This is a genomic window from Alcanivorax quisquiliarum, assembly GCF_023051175.1.
Classification (GTDB): domain Bacteria; phylum Pseudomonadota; class Gammaproteobacteria; order Pseudomonadales; family Alcanivoracaceae; genus Isoalcanivorax; species Isoalcanivorax quisquiliarum.
Window position 1 is genome coordinate 1 of the sequence record NZ_JALKII010000019.1, and the last position, 14,945, is coordinate 14,945.

At 57.2% G+C, this 14,945-nt stretch carries 18 protein-coding genes and 2 pseudogenes; 15 read left to right on the plus strand and 5 right to left on the minus strand.

The annotated features are described in order from the left end of the window. The first annotated feature begins 172 nt into the window (after nt 1–172). A complete protein-coding gene (locus MU846_RS14270) occupies nt 173–1,321 on the plus strand; it encodes a transposase (protein WP_246953917.1) in 1,149 nt (382 codons plus the stop codon). A 1,334-nt stretch (nt 1,322–2,655) separates the two neighbouring features. Here MU846_RS14270 and MU846_RS14275 read toward each other — a convergent pair. After that, the gene (locus tag MU846_RS14275) at nt 2,656–3,258 is read right to left on the minus strand and encodes a PraA/PraB family alkane oxidation protein activator (RefSeq protein ID WP_246953919.1); all 603 of its coding nucleotides are present in this window, start codon (nt 3,256–3,258) and stop codon (nt 2,656–2,658) included. Nucleotides 3,259–3,514: 256 nt separating this feature from the next. Between MU846_RS14275 and MU846_RS14280 the strand changes: the two are divergent. The 12 genes and pseudogenes from MU846_RS14280 to MU846_RS14335 all read left to right on the plus strand — a co-directional run. Further along, nucleotides 3,515–3,607 (plus strand): annotated as a pseudogene (locus MU846_RS14280) (Type I secretion system protein TolC); the annotation flags it as partial. Between the two features lie 227 nt (nt 3,608–3,834). Beyond that, on the plus strand, nt 3,835–4,152 hold the full coding sequence (locus tag MU846_RS14285; RefSeq protein WP_246953921.1) for a type II toxin-antitoxin system RelB/DinJ family antitoxin: 318 nt from the start codon (nt 3,835–3,837) through the stop codon (nt 4,150–4,152). Next, nucleotides 4,122–4,394: a type II toxin-antitoxin system RelE/ParE family toxin gene (locus MU846_RS14290; RefSeq protein WP_246953923.1), complete on the plus strand. Its 273-nt coding sequence runs from the start codon at nt 4,122–4,124 to the stop codon at nt 4,392–4,394. Before MU846_RS14285 ends, MU846_RS14290 begins: the two co-directional genes overlap by 31 nt. Nucleotides 4,395–4,535: 141 nt before the next feature. After that, nucleotides 4,536–4,802 carry a Type I secretion system protein TolC gene (locus tag MU846_RS14295; protein ID WP_306799435.1) on the plus strand — a complete coding sequence of 89 codons (267 nt, stop codon included), beginning with the start codon at nt 4,536–4,538 and terminating at the stop codon, nt 4,800–4,802. 97 nt (nt 4,803–4,899) lie between these two features. Beyond that, entirely contained in the window at nt 4,900–5,178 is a 279-nt protein-coding gene (locus tag MU846_RS14300) for a type II toxin-antitoxin system TacA family antitoxin (protein ID WP_246953924.1), read from the plus strand. 55 nt (nt 5,179–5,233) lie between these two features. Further along, nucleotides 5,234–5,791 carry a GNAT family N-acetyltransferase gene (locus tag MU846_RS14305; protein ID WP_246953926.1) on the plus strand — a complete coding sequence of 186 codons (558 nt, stop codon included), beginning with the start codon at nt 5,234–5,236 and terminating at the stop codon, nt 5,789–5,791. A gap of 507 nt (nt 5,792–6,298) precedes the next feature. Then, on the plus strand, nt 6,299–6,619 hold the full coding sequence (locus MU846_RS14310) for a type II toxin-antitoxin system RelE/ParE family toxin (protein ID WP_246953928.1): 321 nt from the start codon (nt 6,299–6,301) through the stop codon (nt 6,617–6,619). After that, on the plus strand, nt 6,603–6,905 hold the full coding sequence (locus tag MU846_RS14315) for an addiction module antidote protein (protein ID WP_246953930.1): 303 nt from the start codon (nt 6,603–6,605) through the stop codon (nt 6,903–6,905). The genes MU846_RS14310 and MU846_RS14315 overlap by 17 nt, the downstream gene beginning before the upstream one ends. A gap of 121 nt (nt 6,906–7,026) precedes the next feature. Next, nucleotides 7,027–7,179: pseudogene (locus MU846_RS14805) on the plus strand (transposase); the annotation flags it as partial. A 300-nt stretch (nt 7,180–7,479) separates the two neighbouring features. Then, a complete protein-coding gene (gene relB, locus MU846_RS14325; RefSeq protein ID WP_246953934.1) occupies nt 7,480–7,707 on the plus strand; it encodes a type II toxin-antitoxin system RelB family antitoxin in 228 nt (75 codons plus the stop codon). Continuing rightward, nucleotides 7,691–7,960, plus strand: coding sequence for a type II toxin-antitoxin system RelE family toxin (locus tag MU846_RS14330; protein ID WP_306799436.1), 270 nt, complete (start codon nt 7,691–7,693; stop codon nt 7,958–7,960). The genes relB and MU846_RS14330 overlap by 17 nt, the downstream gene beginning before the upstream one ends. A gap of 515 nt (nt 7,961–8,475) precedes the next feature. Then, nucleotides 8,476–8,778, plus strand: coding sequence for a hypothetical protein (locus MU846_RS14335; RefSeq protein WP_246953938.1), 303 nt, complete (start codon nt 8,476–8,478; stop codon nt 8,776–8,778). Between the two features lie 288 nt (nt 8,779–9,066). On the opposite strand, the gene MU846_RS14340 is transcribed toward MU846_RS14335, so the two are convergent. Beyond that, entirely contained in the window at nt 9,067–9,546 is a 480-nt protein-coding gene (locus MU846_RS14340; RefSeq protein ID WP_246953940.1) for a nucleoside deaminase, read from the minus strand. Nucleotides 9,547–9,557: 11 nt separating this feature from the next. After that, nucleotides 9,558–10,208 carry a lysoplasmalogenase gene (locus MU846_RS14345; protein WP_246953942.1) on the minus strand — a complete coding sequence of 217 codons (651 nt, stop codon included), beginning with the start codon at nt 10,206–10,208 and terminating at the stop codon, nt 9,558–9,560. 362 nt (nt 10,209–10,570) lie between these two features. Here MU846_RS14345 and MU846_RS14350 point away from each other — a divergent pair, with 362 nt between their 5' ends. After that, nucleotides 10,571–12,373 carry an acyl-CoA dehydrogenase C-terminal domain-containing protein gene (locus tag MU846_RS14350; protein WP_246953944.1) on the plus strand — a complete coding sequence of 601 codons (1,803 nt, stop codon included), beginning with the start codon at nt 10,571–10,573 and terminating at the stop codon, nt 12,371–12,373. 617 nt (nt 12,374–12,990) lie between these two features. Continuing rightward, nucleotides 12,991–13,188 carry a hypothetical protein gene (locus MU846_RS14355; protein ID WP_246953946.1) on the plus strand — a complete coding sequence of 66 codons (198 nt, stop codon included), beginning with the start codon at nt 12,991–12,993 and terminating at the stop codon, nt 13,186–13,188. A gap of 556 nt (nt 13,189–13,744) precedes the next feature. Here the strand turns inward: MU846_RS14355 and trmY are convergent. Together trmY and MU846_RS14365 are read right to left on the minus strand one after the other, a co-directional pair. Further along, nucleotides 13,745–14,341, minus strand: coding sequence for a tRNA (pseudouridine(54)-N(1))-methyltransferase TrmY (gene trmY, locus MU846_RS14360; RefSeq protein ID WP_246953948.1), 597 nt, complete (start codon nt 14,339–14,341; stop codon nt 13,745–13,747). 331 nt (nt 14,342–14,672) lie between these two features. Next, nucleotides 14,673–14,945: DUF4351 domain-containing protein (locus tag MU846_RS14365; protein WP_246953950.1), on the minus strand; the 273-nt coding region annotated here is incomplete at its 5' end.

The window sequence follows — 14,945 nt, forward strand, 5'->3', positions numbered from 1 at the left end:
TGTCCACTTAGAAATAGGTGGACACCTAAGTTACTGGGGGAAATGACGGCGGGTAGATGGGTTCGCCGGACGCTTACCTTGTAGTCAATCTCTTACACGTTTCTCAGCTTTCGCCCATTACCGTTTTTCCCTTCGGCCATTAATCTGACTCTGTACTTCACGGAGGAAGACCATGGCCAGGCCACGCAGCCAGCAGATATCGCTGGATACCACAGCCTATTACCACTGCATCGGCCGCTGCGTGCGGCGGGCGTTCTTGTGCGGTGAAGATGCGCTGACAGGCCGCTCGTTCGAGCACCGCCGCGCCTGGATGGTTGAAAGGCTGGCATTGCTGACAGACGTGTTCGCCATCGATCTGTATGCCTACGCGGTGATGGCAAACCATTATCATCTGGTGGTGCGAATTAACCCCGCCAGAATGGACGCCTGGAGCGATCACGACATTGCACAGCGCTGGCTGCGGCTCTTTACCGGCCCCCGCTGCGTGCATCAGTGGCTGACAGGCGGCGAGCTGGATGCTGCCACCCACGATCAGGCGCTGGCCGAGATCGCCAAGTGGCGCCAGCGGCTGGCGGATTTAAGCTGGTTCATGCGCTGCCTGAACGAACATATCGCCCGCCGCGCCAACGAGGAAGATCACTGCACCGGCCATTTCTGGGAAGGGCGCTTCAAGGTTCACGCCCTGCGCGATGAAGCCTCCGTTCTGCGCTGCATGGCCTATGTGGATCTGAACCCCGTCCGAGCCGGGCTGGCTACGGTGCCGGAGGAGGGGGATTACACCTCGTATCAGCAGCGTTGCCGTGGCTTGGTGGCAGGCGAGTTTCGATCCGGCGCAGCCGTGGTTGATCGCGTTGCCTTGAAGGCGGGCGCTACCTCTGACGCCGATGCAATCCAAAGGGCCGACACCACAGCGGTGGCACGCGCCACGGATGCAACCAGCTCCACGGGCGCCACCCGCAAGCTTGCCTCGCCGCACTCCGGCATCGCCGTTGCCGCAGACCCCGAGGATGCCCCTGACGGCCTCGCCTTGCCGCGCCTCATCGAGCTCGGTCACCGGCCAGACGTAGAGCCCTGCGAAGACCCTCCCTGCCCAATACGCCAGTTCGCCCTCTCTGATTACCTGGCACTCGTCGACTGGACCGGCCGCGCCGAACAACCCGGCAAACGACATGCCATCCCTGCGGCTGCCGCAAACGTAATGCAGCGCCTGAACCTCGACAGCGCAGAATGGCTGGCCCTGATGCGCCCCCGCAAGGCCGCCGTGCTGAAATTTGAAGTTGCCGGCTCACGACCAGCCCCACACACCGGGCCAATGGGTTGATATCACTAATTCTGTGGCTGCCATGCGACAGATCGCTATGGCGAATCTCGCAACTCCCCCGACAGAACGCCATAGCGAATCTCGCGCAAAACCAATAGCCAATGTCTTACACCATCTTCAGCTTTTTCCTATAGCGGCATTCCGGCTCACTGCTACCATGAGCTTGCCGGTGCCAGCCTCCCCCTTTTAGGCTAGCGACTTTTGTGTCAGCGCCACGCGCCGGCAACTGTGAGCAAGGTGGTGGAGTAGGGCGGGTAGTGTCAGAGCGTTGCTTCAATCCAGTATTTCGACCGCAGAACCCTATCCCGGCTCAGCTTCAGCGCGCTCTTGGGCGAGTAGCGGCATTGTGCGCAAAGGGACAGGCACCTTGTAGTCAATCTCCTACACATTTCTCAGTCTTTGCCCATTACCGTTTTTATTAATCTGACCCTGTACTTCAAGGAGGAAGGCCATGGCCAGGCCCCGCAGCCAGCGGATTTAGCTGGGTACCACCGCTTATTATCAGTGCATCGGTTTCGATCGGAGATACGTCGAAATGTGGGCTCGGCGACGTTGCAGACGCCGGTTAGTCAGTGGGGTTGGAAGAGGAGATAGCCGAGTACCTGGGCCGAAACCTCAAGCTGCGGTGAGTGAGGTTGCAGGGCATTGTCCAAGCTGCGGGCGAGCAGTGGGCGAAAACGAAACCTGCGAGCATGGCTCTGGAGGGTTATGAGCGGTGGCCTTACGCGGAACTCGCAGCAATGAAGTGGCTTGAGCTAGCCCCGATAGAGGTAAATGGGCGAATTTACCAACCTTCTGTGTTTACGGAGTGGTATCAGGGGAGGCTACTGCTGGTAGTTGAGCTTCAGAGGAAGCTTCTACTTGATTTTAAGAGCACCGATTGTATGGGGTCGATTATCACCGAAAGTGGTATTGGTGAACGGGTGGATGCAGAGTTTCTCTGGAATGAAATTGGTCATCCATAAACCGATTTAGGAAAAGGCCCCTGGTCATCTTCCCTGTCTGACAGCTCACTGTTTCGGCTATCGCCGAGGAGGGTGGCGGTATGGGGTCTGGATAGTCCCTTTCTGTGCCTACGACTTGGGGCTGCCTTCGGCTGCGGGGCGCCACATGTAATTCAGGTTAGTGTGGAGGCTGTAGCGCAGCAACAGACCGGTGGTGGAAGCCCTTGGCATCTCGCGTTGGCGAGTAGCGACGGCGCTCGGCTGGCGTTTTGGTACGACGGCTCCCACACCCTTGATAGGTGCCCACTTATAATACGTGGACACCTAATTTATTGGGAAAATGACAGCAAGTGACAAGGTTTTTCTGAATGCTTTGGTTTCGAGAGCCGCTTAATGCCAGAGCTCGTACGCGAAAGAATCGCTTTTTAGAGATCCGGAAAGGTTGCAGTTACCGACTGGCTGGCCAGGCAGGGAAGGGAGAGAGCCGCTAAGGTTTATCGCACCTCCCCCTGCATTTGTATAGCTGGCGCCTAGCGTTCCCGCACAGGAGCCGCAGCTGGTCATAAATGACACGTCGTAAAGGCTGAAGGGGATGGAGTCGTACAGCCCAACCGCAGGAGGCGGATTTCTGGTTGGAAGCTCGGAGTATGGTATCTGCCCCGACCACGGAATGCTTGGGTTGAATGCGGTGATGCCGCTACACCAGCCCGGGCCGCTTGAAGCAAGGTCGGATAGCTTGATCGCCATTTCTGTACCATTGTCGGAAATGCGTGTGCTCAGAGAGAACTCGCAGGTGAAGTTTACTGGTATAGAAATGCATTGTTTTTGAAAGGCAATAGTACCCGAGAAAGTGTCGCTTAAGCCATCTATATCTAGCACGCCCTGCTCAACAGCAGATGTGACGAGATCTGTTCTTTCATACATTATTGGTGCGCCGTGCGCGAAAGCTATTTGAGAGAATAGTGCTATAGCAATTACGTTGTTTCTCTTCATTTGTTTACCGTCCTTGAAATAATTGATCGCAGCCATCACCGGAGTTTTGGTTGTCAGGGATTCTGGCGTTATTTAAAGGCTAAAAATTTGCTTTGTATATCGAAAGTAATAAAAGCTGCTTTTGTTTATTTGAGGTTGCACCCACCCAAAGGGACAGGCACTCTGTAGTCAATCTCTTACACGTTTCTCAGCCTTTACCCATTACCGTTTTTCCCTTCGGCCATTAATCTGACCCTGTACTTCACGGAGGAAGCCCATGGCCAGGCCGCGCAGCCAGCAGGTTTCGCTGGATACCACCGCCTATTACCACTGCATCGGCCGCTGCGTGCGGCGTGCGTTCTTGTGTGGTCACCCAAAGGGACAGGCACTCTGTAGTCAATCTCTTACACATTTCTCAGCCTTTACCCATTACCGTTTTTCCCTTCGGCCATTAATTTGACCCTGTACTTCACGAAGGAGGTCCATGGCTACCCCCTCCCGGGGTCGGCAGATAGTGGCGCGGACTAGCCTGATTGCGCTGAGTGGTTGGCGTAGCTACAATGTAGTCACAAAGGGGCTACGTTCTGAGGTGGCAAGATGGATACCTATGTAAGGGCAAGAATTGACAGTGATCTGAAAGCCAGCGTTGAAGTGCTGTGTAGCAAGATGGGCATCAGTGTCTCCGACTACATCCGGTTGAGTTTTTATCAGTTGCTGGAAACCAGGACGCTGCCAGGGGTAAAAGTGCCGAATGCGGAAACCCAGGCAGCCATGGCCGAAGTACACAGTGGCGGTGGGGAGCGGGGCAACGCTGATGATTTCATGGCCGCCATCGGTGCAGGGAAAAAGAGCAAGCCGAAGGTTAAGGCGCAGAAAGGAAGCTCATGCGGGAAGTTGTCTGGTCCAGCGCGATAAAACGGGACGCTCGGCTGTTGGCGAAACAGGGAAAGAAGCTGGAGAAACTGGAATCGATCATCAAGTCGCTGGTGGCCGGCACGAAATTGCCGGCCAAGCTGCGTGACCACGCTTTAACCGGGAAATACAAAGGCTTCCGTGATCTGCACGTTGAGCCGGACTGGGTATTGATATATCAGGTCGATGACGATGCGGTGTATCTCTATCGAATGGGAAGCCACAGCGATTTATTCAAGAAGTAAGTCTTTCATCAGATCGAAAGCCCATGGGGCACCAAGGGACAGGCACCTTGTAGTCAATCTCTTACACGTTTCTCAGCCTTCGCCCATTACCGTTGCTTGTCCTGGCCCTTAATCTGACCCTGTACTTCACGGAGGAAGACCATGGCCAAGCCGCGCAGCCAGCAGATATCGCTGGATACCACCGCCTATTACCACTGCATCGGCCGCTGCGTGCGGCGGGCGTTCTTGTGTGGTGAGGATGCGCTGACCGGCTGCTCGTTCGAGCACCGACGCGTCTGGATGGTTGAGAGGCTGGCATTGCTGACAGACGTGTTCGCCATCGATCTCTATGCCTATCCTGCCAGAGGGGGGGCAGCGCAGCTCCTGCTTTTCCAAGCCGCTCTTGGCTCTATCTGCCGAGAGTGTTGATTTGTGCTCACGTTGTGAGTACAGTTGTCTGCATTGGACGGGCTGCGGCCCTGCCTATCAATGAATAGGAGCCTAAGCAGGGCTCAGGAAGTGAAACATGAGTGCACATGCTACAAACGTTGCTCGGAAAGACGAGCGCGTCAATTTGCGTGTCGATGCCAAGACCAAGGCCATGCTGGTGCGAGCTGCTGAGATCAGCGGTACCAAGCTGACGGAATTCTTGGTGCAGACCGCGCTCGACCGGGCGGATCGGCTGGTCAGTCAGCCGAAAGTTACCCGTGTGAGCAATGAAGAGTTCTTCCGGGTATTGGATCTGATCGAGAACCCACCTGCCCCCACCGACTATCTGGTAGAGGCCATGCAACGGTTCAGTTAAATCGGTTCTTGGTCCAGGAGAGCAAGGTTGGGCCAAAAACAAGGAGAACCGATGAATGCCTGAAGCTTTCAATATTGAACCGTTTGATCGCTCGCAACACGACCGCAGTCAATTTGATTGCGGTGTTTCCTCTCTGAATCACTACGTGACGCGCCAGCTATCCAATGATATCCGTCGCAACTTGGCGCGTGGCTATGCCGCTGTCAGCGCGTCGGATACCGAAACCCCGCGCAAGATGGCTGGATACTACACCCTCTCATCGCATAGCGTGGATACAGAGCTGCTGCCTGAGAATCTTGGAAGGATCCCTTACTCTACCGCTCCGGCCGTCCTGATCGGCCGCCTGGCGGTCTGCAAATCCTTTCAGGGAAATCAGCTTGGCGTCCAGTTGGTAGTCAGCGCATTGAGGAAGAGCATCGCCCTTCACGACGAGCTAGGTATTCAGCTCGTTGTTGTCGACCCGCTGGGGGAAGATGTTGTTGGCTTCTACCAGAAATTCGGATTCAAGGAATTTGGCGATGGCCGCTTGCTGCTGCCGATCAAAACGGCCAAACAGGCCCTCCGAGCGGCACGCAAAGACACAAAGAAACACAAAGGGGCAGGCACTCTGTAGTCAATCTCTTACAGGTTTCTCAGTCTTTGCCCATTACCGTTTTTCCCTTCGGTCATTAATCTGACCCTGTACTTCACGGAGGAAGACCATGGCCAGGCCGCGCCGCCAGCAGATTTCGCTGAATACCACCGCCTATTACCACTACATCGGTTTCGACCCGAGACGACTCCAAATATGGGCTCGGCGACGTTGCGGATGCCGATTAGTCAATAGAGTTGGAAGAGGAGATAACCGGGCATCTGAACCGAAACTTCAAGCTGCGGTGAGTGAGGTTACAGGGCATTGTCCAAGCTGCGGCCGAGCGGTGAGCCAAAATGGGACCAGTAAGCACGGTTCTGCCAGAGGGGGTACCTCTGCTGCTCTATATCTGGCCAATATCGCTTTGTCGCGCACCCTGGCATCAGTCACGCCTAAGCTCGTATCGCCGTGGTGGCGGCTGGCCGCGTGGCGGGTTGGGTTGCCGTATTCAATAGTCAGTGTTGCGACGATTGTGATTTTTAGACTACAATGGCCAGTCTGAGGCAGTATGAAACCGATACATTCCGGCGCTGGCTGAGTCGTCTGAAAGATAGGCAGGCCAAGGGCCGCATAGTCGCTCGTATCAGTCGCTTGCTGGCCGGGTTGCCTGGTGATGTAAAGGGCGTGGGGCAGGGGGTCAGTGAGCTGCGGATTGATATCGGGCCGGGATATCGGGTGTATTTTCACCAGCAAGGGGACCAGTGGGTGCTGTTGCTGATTGGTGGGGATAAAGGATCGCAGGCGACCGACATCAAGGTGGCTCAGAAACTGTTGAAAGCGTGGAGGTCTGAATATGGTCAGGACAGCTGAAAAATTTCATACATTTGATGCCGCATATTATCTGGATAGCCCGGAAGAGCTGGCCGAGTTTATCTCGGATGCTCTGGAAACCGGAGACGTGGCATACATTGCTCACGCCTTGGGTGTCGTTGCGCGCGCAAAGGGGATGGCGCAGATGGCCAAGGAAACTGGGCTATCGCGCGAACAGCTGTATCGCTCGTTCAGCGAGACGGGGAACCCGACGTTGAAAACTTTGCTGGCAGTTACCCGATCACTGGGGATCGATATGACGGCCAAGCCTCGTCCCTCTCATTGAGACAGAGCACACAAAGGGACAGGCACCTTGTAGTCAATCTCTTACACGTTTCTCCGCCTTTACCCATTACCGTTTTTCCCTTCGGCCATTAATCTGACCCTGTACTTCACGAAGGAAGACCATGGCCAGGCCGCGCAGCCAGCAGGTTTCGCTGGACACCACTGCCTATTACCACTGCATCGGCCGCTGCGTGCGGCGGGCGTTCTTGTGTGGTGAAGATGCGTTGACAGGCCGCTCGTTCGAGCACCGCCGCGCCTGGATGGTCGAGAGGCTGGCCACCCAAAAGGCCAGGCACCCTGTAGTCAATCTCTTACACGATTCTCAGCTTTCACCCATTACCATTTCTCGCACCGGTGACAAACAGGGACAGCCACCGATTAGCGTTCAATGATCAGGCGGCATTCAAGTGGATTGGTCAGCAGAAAGGGGTGGCCAGGCAGCGCCCGGCGGCCTGAACTGGTCAGGTTGAAGTACCGGAAACCTGTAGGGGTGAAATGGGCGGCTTGACCGCCCTGTACCTATAGGGGGAAGGCCGGGTACAATGAATACATGTATTCACTATGAGATAACCACCATGGCCACATCCGTCAGACTGCCCGATGATCTGGACAAGCGCCTGTCCGATCTGGCCCGGCGCACTGGGCGATCCAAGGCGTTTTATATCAGGGAAGCCATAGAGCAGCAGATTGAAGACCTTGAAGACTATTACGATGCGGTGCGGATATCCCAAGCAGTGCGGGAAGGGAAGGCCCGCGTGGTGAGTGCGGAAGATGTGTGGGGTGACCTTGGCCTGGACGATTGAGTACGAAGCCAAAGCAGCAAAGCAACTCCGTAAACTGGACAAATCCACGGCACGTCAAATCAGGGACTACCTGCATGGCCGTGTAGCAGAACGAGCCGATCCTAGAGCCTTGGGCAAAGTGTTGATTGGTGATCGGCTGGGTGGCTACTGGCGTTATCGTGTGGGGGATTACCGGCTGATTTGTGAAATACAGGATGACAGGTTGGTAGTGCTGGTGCTGAAAGTCGGCCATCGACGACAGATATACGACTGAAAACAACCCCATAAACCAACCAAAGCCAACCAAAGGGACAGGCACCTTGTAGTCAATCTCTTACACGATTCTCAGCCTTCGCCCATTACTGTTTCTCGCACCGGCCATTAATCTGACCCTGTACTTCACGGAGGAAGACCATGGCCCGGCCACGCAGCCAGCAGGTTTCGCTGGATACCACCGCCTATTACCACTGCACTGCATCGGCCGCGATCACACAAGGGGACAGGCACCTTGTCGTCAATCTCCTACACGTTTCTCAGCCTTCACCCATTACCATTTATCGCTCTGACTATTAAGCCGGCGGTGTATTGCCAATTGGACAATTTGCTTGCTCGGTGGCGCTTGTTAATCAGAGGAGTTGGCCGCTTCGCTCTATGTAATGCGAGAACCTTCCAGGCGACAAAGCCTTATTTTTGAAGAGTGCGGCAGCTCGACTGTTAACCAAAACTGGTAGGGCCGAAAGTGCATATACGCTCAGTGATGCCAAGCAAGAGTCTGGAGAGAAAAAGGAAATGAAACCATTGGTCAGGCAACATCTCGAGCTTTTAAGATCAGAATATGAACGGCGCCCTTATGCAGAACTTGTAGCGATGAAGGGGCAGGAGCTGGCTATGATGGAGCTGGATAGCCGGGCCTATCAACCATCTGTATTTACCGAGTGTTATCAAGGGAAGCTGCTCTTGATAGTCGAGCTCAGAAGAAAGCGGTTACTGGGCTTCGGAAGTGCTGACTGCTTGGGCTCGATTATCGCAAAAACTGGTGTTATTGAGCAGGTAGACGAAGAATTTCTGTGGAGAGAGATTGGTCATCCATAAGCCATCAATATCGATATAAATCTGGAGGCCAACGCACGAGTAATAAAAAATAAGCGTTTTGGGGCGCTTTTTGCACGACACCTGATATTGATTTGTTACGGACTTGTCGGCTGACCCGTAACCCGGCTCTGTAAGGCGCGGCCCGAAACTTTCTTCTGAACATCTATTATTGGATCGCATCGAGCTTAGTGAGCGATGGGCCAGTCCTCAGGGGGCGTGTCAACAGCTTTGATGACGGCTCACGTTAACCGTTGTTAAATGTTCCTGCCCCAGCCTCTGACAATTATCTCAACCGCCTTCATGAAACCGAATCTGCAATTCCCGCACTGCCTGCGCCAGCACCTCATCCGGCCCGTCCACTGGCGTATCACTGATCACCTCTTCGATGCGCAATGCCCGAACACGAGACGGCGCTACGCCCAGCTCGGCAAGCCAGTTGCCAAGTTGGGGTGTCGAGCTGGCGTACACGATCCGGCCGAGGCCGGCCCAGCCGTGTGCCGCTGCGCACATGGGGCAATGTTCGCCTGAGGTGTAAACAGTGGCTGTGGCGCGTTGGTCGGGAGTGAGGTGTTGCGCGGCCCAGCGGGCGAGGGCGAATTCGGGGTGTTGGGTGTGATCGCCGCCGCCCACCTGGTTGCGCTCTTCGAGCAAAACTTTGCCATCGCCTGAAACCAGCACCGAGCCGAAGGGTGCGTCGCCGCTGGCCAATGCTTCGGCGGCGAGCTCTACACATCGTTTCAGGTGCGTTCTGTCTTGCTCGGTGATCATGGAGGGCTCCGTCAAGTGGGCCGTGGTCCTTTGTTTTGCAGCAGCCCCAGTGCGATCAGGGTTTGCCCTGTGAAGTATATCGTCACGATGATGGGGATGGCGTAGGCAAAAGGCTGCGCGAACTTGTTGACGCCGATCAGCGAGTCTGCCACCACGAACAGCGTGGCGCCCAGCCACAGCAGCCCGGGCTTGTTTTCCACGCGGCAGGCCATGAGGGCCATGGCTGTCAGGCTCAGCAGATAAATGGCGACGGGCACTTGATAGGCGCCGGAAGCGGGGACGAGCCAGCCGGCAACTATCACTGCGTAGAGAGCCACTGGCAGCATCCGCCAGCGCAGCCAGCTTTGGCCTCGTGCCATCAGGGCGAAGGCGACAACGAATGCGAGCTGGTTGACGAGGAAGGCGCACAGCGCCTGGATGAACAGGCCGTCGCGGTCGCCGTAATCGAGGAAGAAATCGCCGGCAGCGGCGCCGATGAAGCCGATGCCGAGCCAGATGCCGATGCTGCCCGGCCAGGCCCGCCACGCCAGCAGGGCATACAGCAGCATGGGTACGGGTTTGAGCAGCCAGCTCAGCTCATAAGGTTTGGCGGGGAGCAGTATGAGGTAGATCAGCCCGAGGGCGACAGCTGCGGCAAATACGCAGCGCTCGAAGGTGGTCATTGGGCGCTCCTGACTATCATTTTTATTATTCTGACATGCTCTCGTTCATGCGGTGGGGCGTCAAGTCGGGCGCATCCATCAGGCATCGCGCGCTGCAGGGCGGGATCGCAGGCTGGGCGTGCTGGCCGGGACTCCGCAGGTGTGGCGGGGCGGCGGCCGCAGCAGTCTCGGCAGTTCTGGCGATCTCGGAAGTACCAGAAGTACCGGGAGTGCCGACCACCCCCCCCCCCACACACCCCACAGCCCCGACATTGACTGTTTGCACCACCGTTCCAGCATTCTCGGTCATCGCTGCCCGGTAACTGGCCGATTAGTCTGATTTCCGATCAGGACGCCACTGCTACCAACGCCGGGAGAATACGATGGCCAGTTACCGCGCCCCTCTGGACGATATCCGTTTTGTCGTCAACGACATGCTGAATTTTACCGATCACTACGCCACCTTGAAGGAGGTGGAGCAGGTGGATCGGGAGACGTTCGATCTGTTGCTGGAGCAGGGCGGCAAGTTCTGCGAGGAGGTGCTGCATCCGCTGTATCGCAGCGGTGACGAAGCGGGCTGTGAATTTGATGGCGGTGAGGTGCGGCTGCCGGCAGGTTATCGGGAGGCGCGGGCTCGGTTTGTGGAGGCGGGTTGGCCAGCGCTCACGGCGCGTAAAAAGTGGGGCGGGCAGCACTTGCCGCGGTCGCTGGCGATCGCGATCAACGAGATGATGTGTGCCACCAATCCGCCGTGGGTGATGCTCACCGGCTTGCCGAACGGCGTGATGATGGCGATGGAAGCGGGCGGCAAGGCGTCTGGGGATGACGCTCTGGAGCACCGTTATTTCCCCGGCTTTGTCGATGGGCGCTTCAGCGCCACCATGTGTTTGACCGAGCCGCACTGCGGTACTGACCTGGGCCTGCTGCGCACGCGCGCGGAGCCGCAGGAAGACGGTAGTTACAGGTTGTCGGGCACCAAGATTTTCATCAGTTACGGTGAACATGATTGCGCGGAGAACATCATTCATCTGGTGTTGGCGCGCTTGCCTGGCGCCCCAAGCGGCACCTCCGGCATTTCCATGTTCGTGGTGCCGAAGTTTCTGGTGGATGAGGAGGGCCGCGGCGGTGCCAGAAACGCCGTGAGCTGCGGCGCTATCGAGCACAAGATGGGCTATGCCGCTTCGCCTACCTGCGTGATGAATTTCGAAGGGGCTGTCGGCCATATTGTCGGGCGGCCTAATGAAGGGCTCAGGTACATGTTCGTGATGATGAACGATGCCCGTATTGGCTCCGGTATGGCGGGGCTTGGCCTGGCCAACGCCAGCTTTCAGGGGGCGCTGGCGTATGCGAAAGAGCGCTTGCAATCCCGCGCGCTCTCCGGTGCACAAAACCCGGATGGCCCTGCTGATCCGATTCTGGTGCACCCGGGGGTCCGCCAGTTACTGCTCACGCAAAAGGCGCTCACCGAAGGATGCCGAGCACTGGTGCTGGATACTGCGCGCTGGTGTGATGTGGCGGATTACGGGGCGACACAGGAAGCGCGTGCGTTCGCGCAGCAGCGGCTGGGGCTGCTGACGCCGATTGTGAAGGGCTTCGTGACCGAAGTGAGCAACGAGGTGGTGAGCCACGGTGTGCAGGTGCTCGGTGGGCACGGATATATCCGCGAGAGTGGCATGGAGCAGTTGATGCGGGATTGCCGTGTCACAACGATTTATGAAGGCACCACGCAAGTGCAGGCGATGGATCTGATCGGCCGCAAGGTTATGCTCGACAAGGGGGCAGCGTTGACGAGTCTGGTGGCGGATATCCTCGCGTTTTGCGATGCCCATGTCGCGCATCCTCGTGTGGGTGCGCACGCGGCGAGCTTGAGAAACAAGGCGCAGGAGTGGCATCAGCTCGCGGCCGAAACCGGCGTGGCAGCCCTGAATGCGCCAGACGAGGCCGGCGCGGCGTCCGTGGATTTCCTGATGTATTCCGGTTATGTGGTGGTCGGCTTTTACTGGCTGAAGCTGATGTTGGCGGCGGAAGAAAAGCTGGCTGCCGGCGGTGATCCCGGTTTTTGCCATGGCAAATTCAAGGCTGCAGATTTTTATTTCCGGCGTCTGCTACCGCGCACCTTGTCGTTGGCGGTGACGTTGCGTGCCGGTGCCGGCAGCCTGATGGAGATGAACGAGGAGGAGTTCTGACAGCGGCGTCTGCCGGCTTGAGTGCCTGCTCCTTGGTAACACTGTTCGCAATGCTGCCAATCCAGCGCCTTGTGAATTGCCACTGCGTGCCAGGAGCGGGCTGATTTGGCACGACGGTGTTGCAGACTCTTCAGGCTCTTGGCACGCCCGGCCCCCCTCAGGCTGGCAATCGGCCTGATCCGGCGGGCAGAGCGCCGTGTTATCGCTTATCATGATCGCTGCCGGCCGCGCCGTGGCGCGCCACCCAGAGCATCGCCGCATTCTGCCGCGTGGGCAACTTCTTCCCTGGTCGAGCGGCGCATGTCTTGCAACTGCTCCGAGCGCGTGCTTTCCTCTCCACGTCAGCGGATTATGCGCAAGGGAGCATGAGGCGTTGTACCCGGCCCGGTAGCTTGCGCAGAATCAGGATGCGGCAGGTCGGGCTTCGAGATTGGTGCGGGTTGTGTTTTCAGGCTGCCCTGCCATGCTGGCAGGCCGCCAGGTTTGCTTGACCCACCTGAGCATGAAAATATCGCATATGGCATATACGCCATGACTTTTTTAAAAAGTTGCATAATAATGCGGGCCGGCACGATGCACAGCACTTGCCGGGATATCAATTATCAGGAAGCAATCTCATGACAAAATCGAAACTGACCTCCCTCTCTGACGCAGATCGCAAAGCCCGCATGCAGGCTATTCGAGATGAGCTCGGCCCGAAGGGCCACGCTGTTCTCGATCGTCTTGAACGTACCATTGCCGATTATAATATGACAGACGAAGAGCTCGCCTCGTTCGAGGCAAGGCTGACAAGCTTGACCAAGCGGCCCCACTGACCACTACGGTAAAAGGCGCGTGCTTGGCGGGCCGCACTCAGGATGATTGATTGCTCGTGCTACCAGCCGCCGCAAGGGAAAGCGGCGACAGTCGATCAGCTGGCTTTCTGCACCAGGCTCGGCCTTTATTCCGTTATGAAAGAGAATATTCCACTTCCGCCTGCGCCGGCTCCTCAGGGAAGAGGGCGTGGCCGGGCACGAAAACCAGCCGTTTCTGGGCTGGCTCGCGCGCTTCAGCCCAGCAGTAATAAGCAGGGTGTTGATGTGCAGACGTTCGTGCTCGTGCCGTGAGTGATGTTGCTGCGGTTATGCACTGGCGTCGGCAGGTGGATTGGGTGGAATATTTTTCTTCAATGGGCGGGTTATCACCGAAGGATTGAAACAGCGCCCGGCGTATACCGGGCGCAATTATGTTGTCGCGCTTCACGGACAAGCTGGAGGGTGTGAGCAGAAAAGAAGCGACCAGGCGTGGCGTAACAATGGAGTGCCACCCGAGCACTGCAAAGAACCGATGGGGTGACTGTGTCGCTGCCGAACTCGCACACGACCTGCTTGGTCACTCCGCTAAATCCAGCTCATTATGAATCAGTACCACACATTGCGAGGCGAACAGCATGGTGGGCCCCAGGCTGATTTTTTCCGTACCCAGCCGTTGCAGGGTGCTGAAGGTTTTTTTCGGCATCGGAATGTGATCGGTGAGAATGAAGCAGGGGTTCGCGGCAATGGGGTGAGTGCGGATCGGGCTGCCTTTCTTGTCCATGACATAGAGTGAGTGGTTTTCCGCCAGCTCTTTTACCAATCGTTCAAAACTCAAGGTGCGTACCTGGATACCAGGCTCCACATGTTTTGTCTGTTCTTTGCCCATGCCTTGAGATGCATCCAGCGCTGTGGCTATTTTTGCCAGCAGCGCCTGTTCATGGAAGCCGCCGATATGGTGTATCTCGGCGGCCGTAAAACTGATGGTACGAGAGTAATCGCGGGTGCTTTCCAGCACCAGGTGCACGGTCACGTCGTGCCTGTGGGACTGGGCTACGAACAGGCTGTTCATCAGGGTATGCGCAAGGATTTCAGTGTGTGCCTCTCCGCCCACGTTGGCGAGCAGGGCCTGGCTGTCGGTCGGGGCGGCGCGAGCGCGAAGCACGAAAGTACGCATGGGTAGCTCATTCGGCGATAGATAAAGCGGGAATTATAGCGCAAGAGAGTGCGGCGGGAGGCGATTTGCTGTTGGCGTGCGGGCCTTACTGCTGGGCTGGCGGGGCATGGCCGCTGCAAGAGGACGTATCGTCGCCGAAAACGGGAGATGACAACCGGATCCATTAGTGGCCAGACTTTCGCGAAAAAGCAAAGGGCGTGGAAGAGCAAAGGATGCGAGAGAGCGGGGCAGCATCGGGGCAGCATAGAGAGCGTTCCGCTCGTGCTCCTCTGGGCGTTGGGGCCGCTCTGCGCTTGTGCCGCCCGGCAAGGGCGGCAAGCGTTTGGTGTGATTAGTGGAAAACGTCTTCCAGGGTGTCGGCGTCGTAGAAGCGATCTATCCACGCATCCAGCTCGGGCCGGCTGGCGTCGGCCAGCCGCTGTGCGATATCGGGAGAGACACTGCCAAAGCGGCGTTGCAGCTGGCGGTGGAGGATGGCTCGGGCAGCTTGCGCCTGGCCTTGTTCCAGACCTTGTTCCAGGCCTTGCTCCAGCCCCTCGGAGAGCCCCTCACGGCGGAACTGGGCCTTCCACTCTCGGATTCTGTCCTCCAGCATATGATTGGC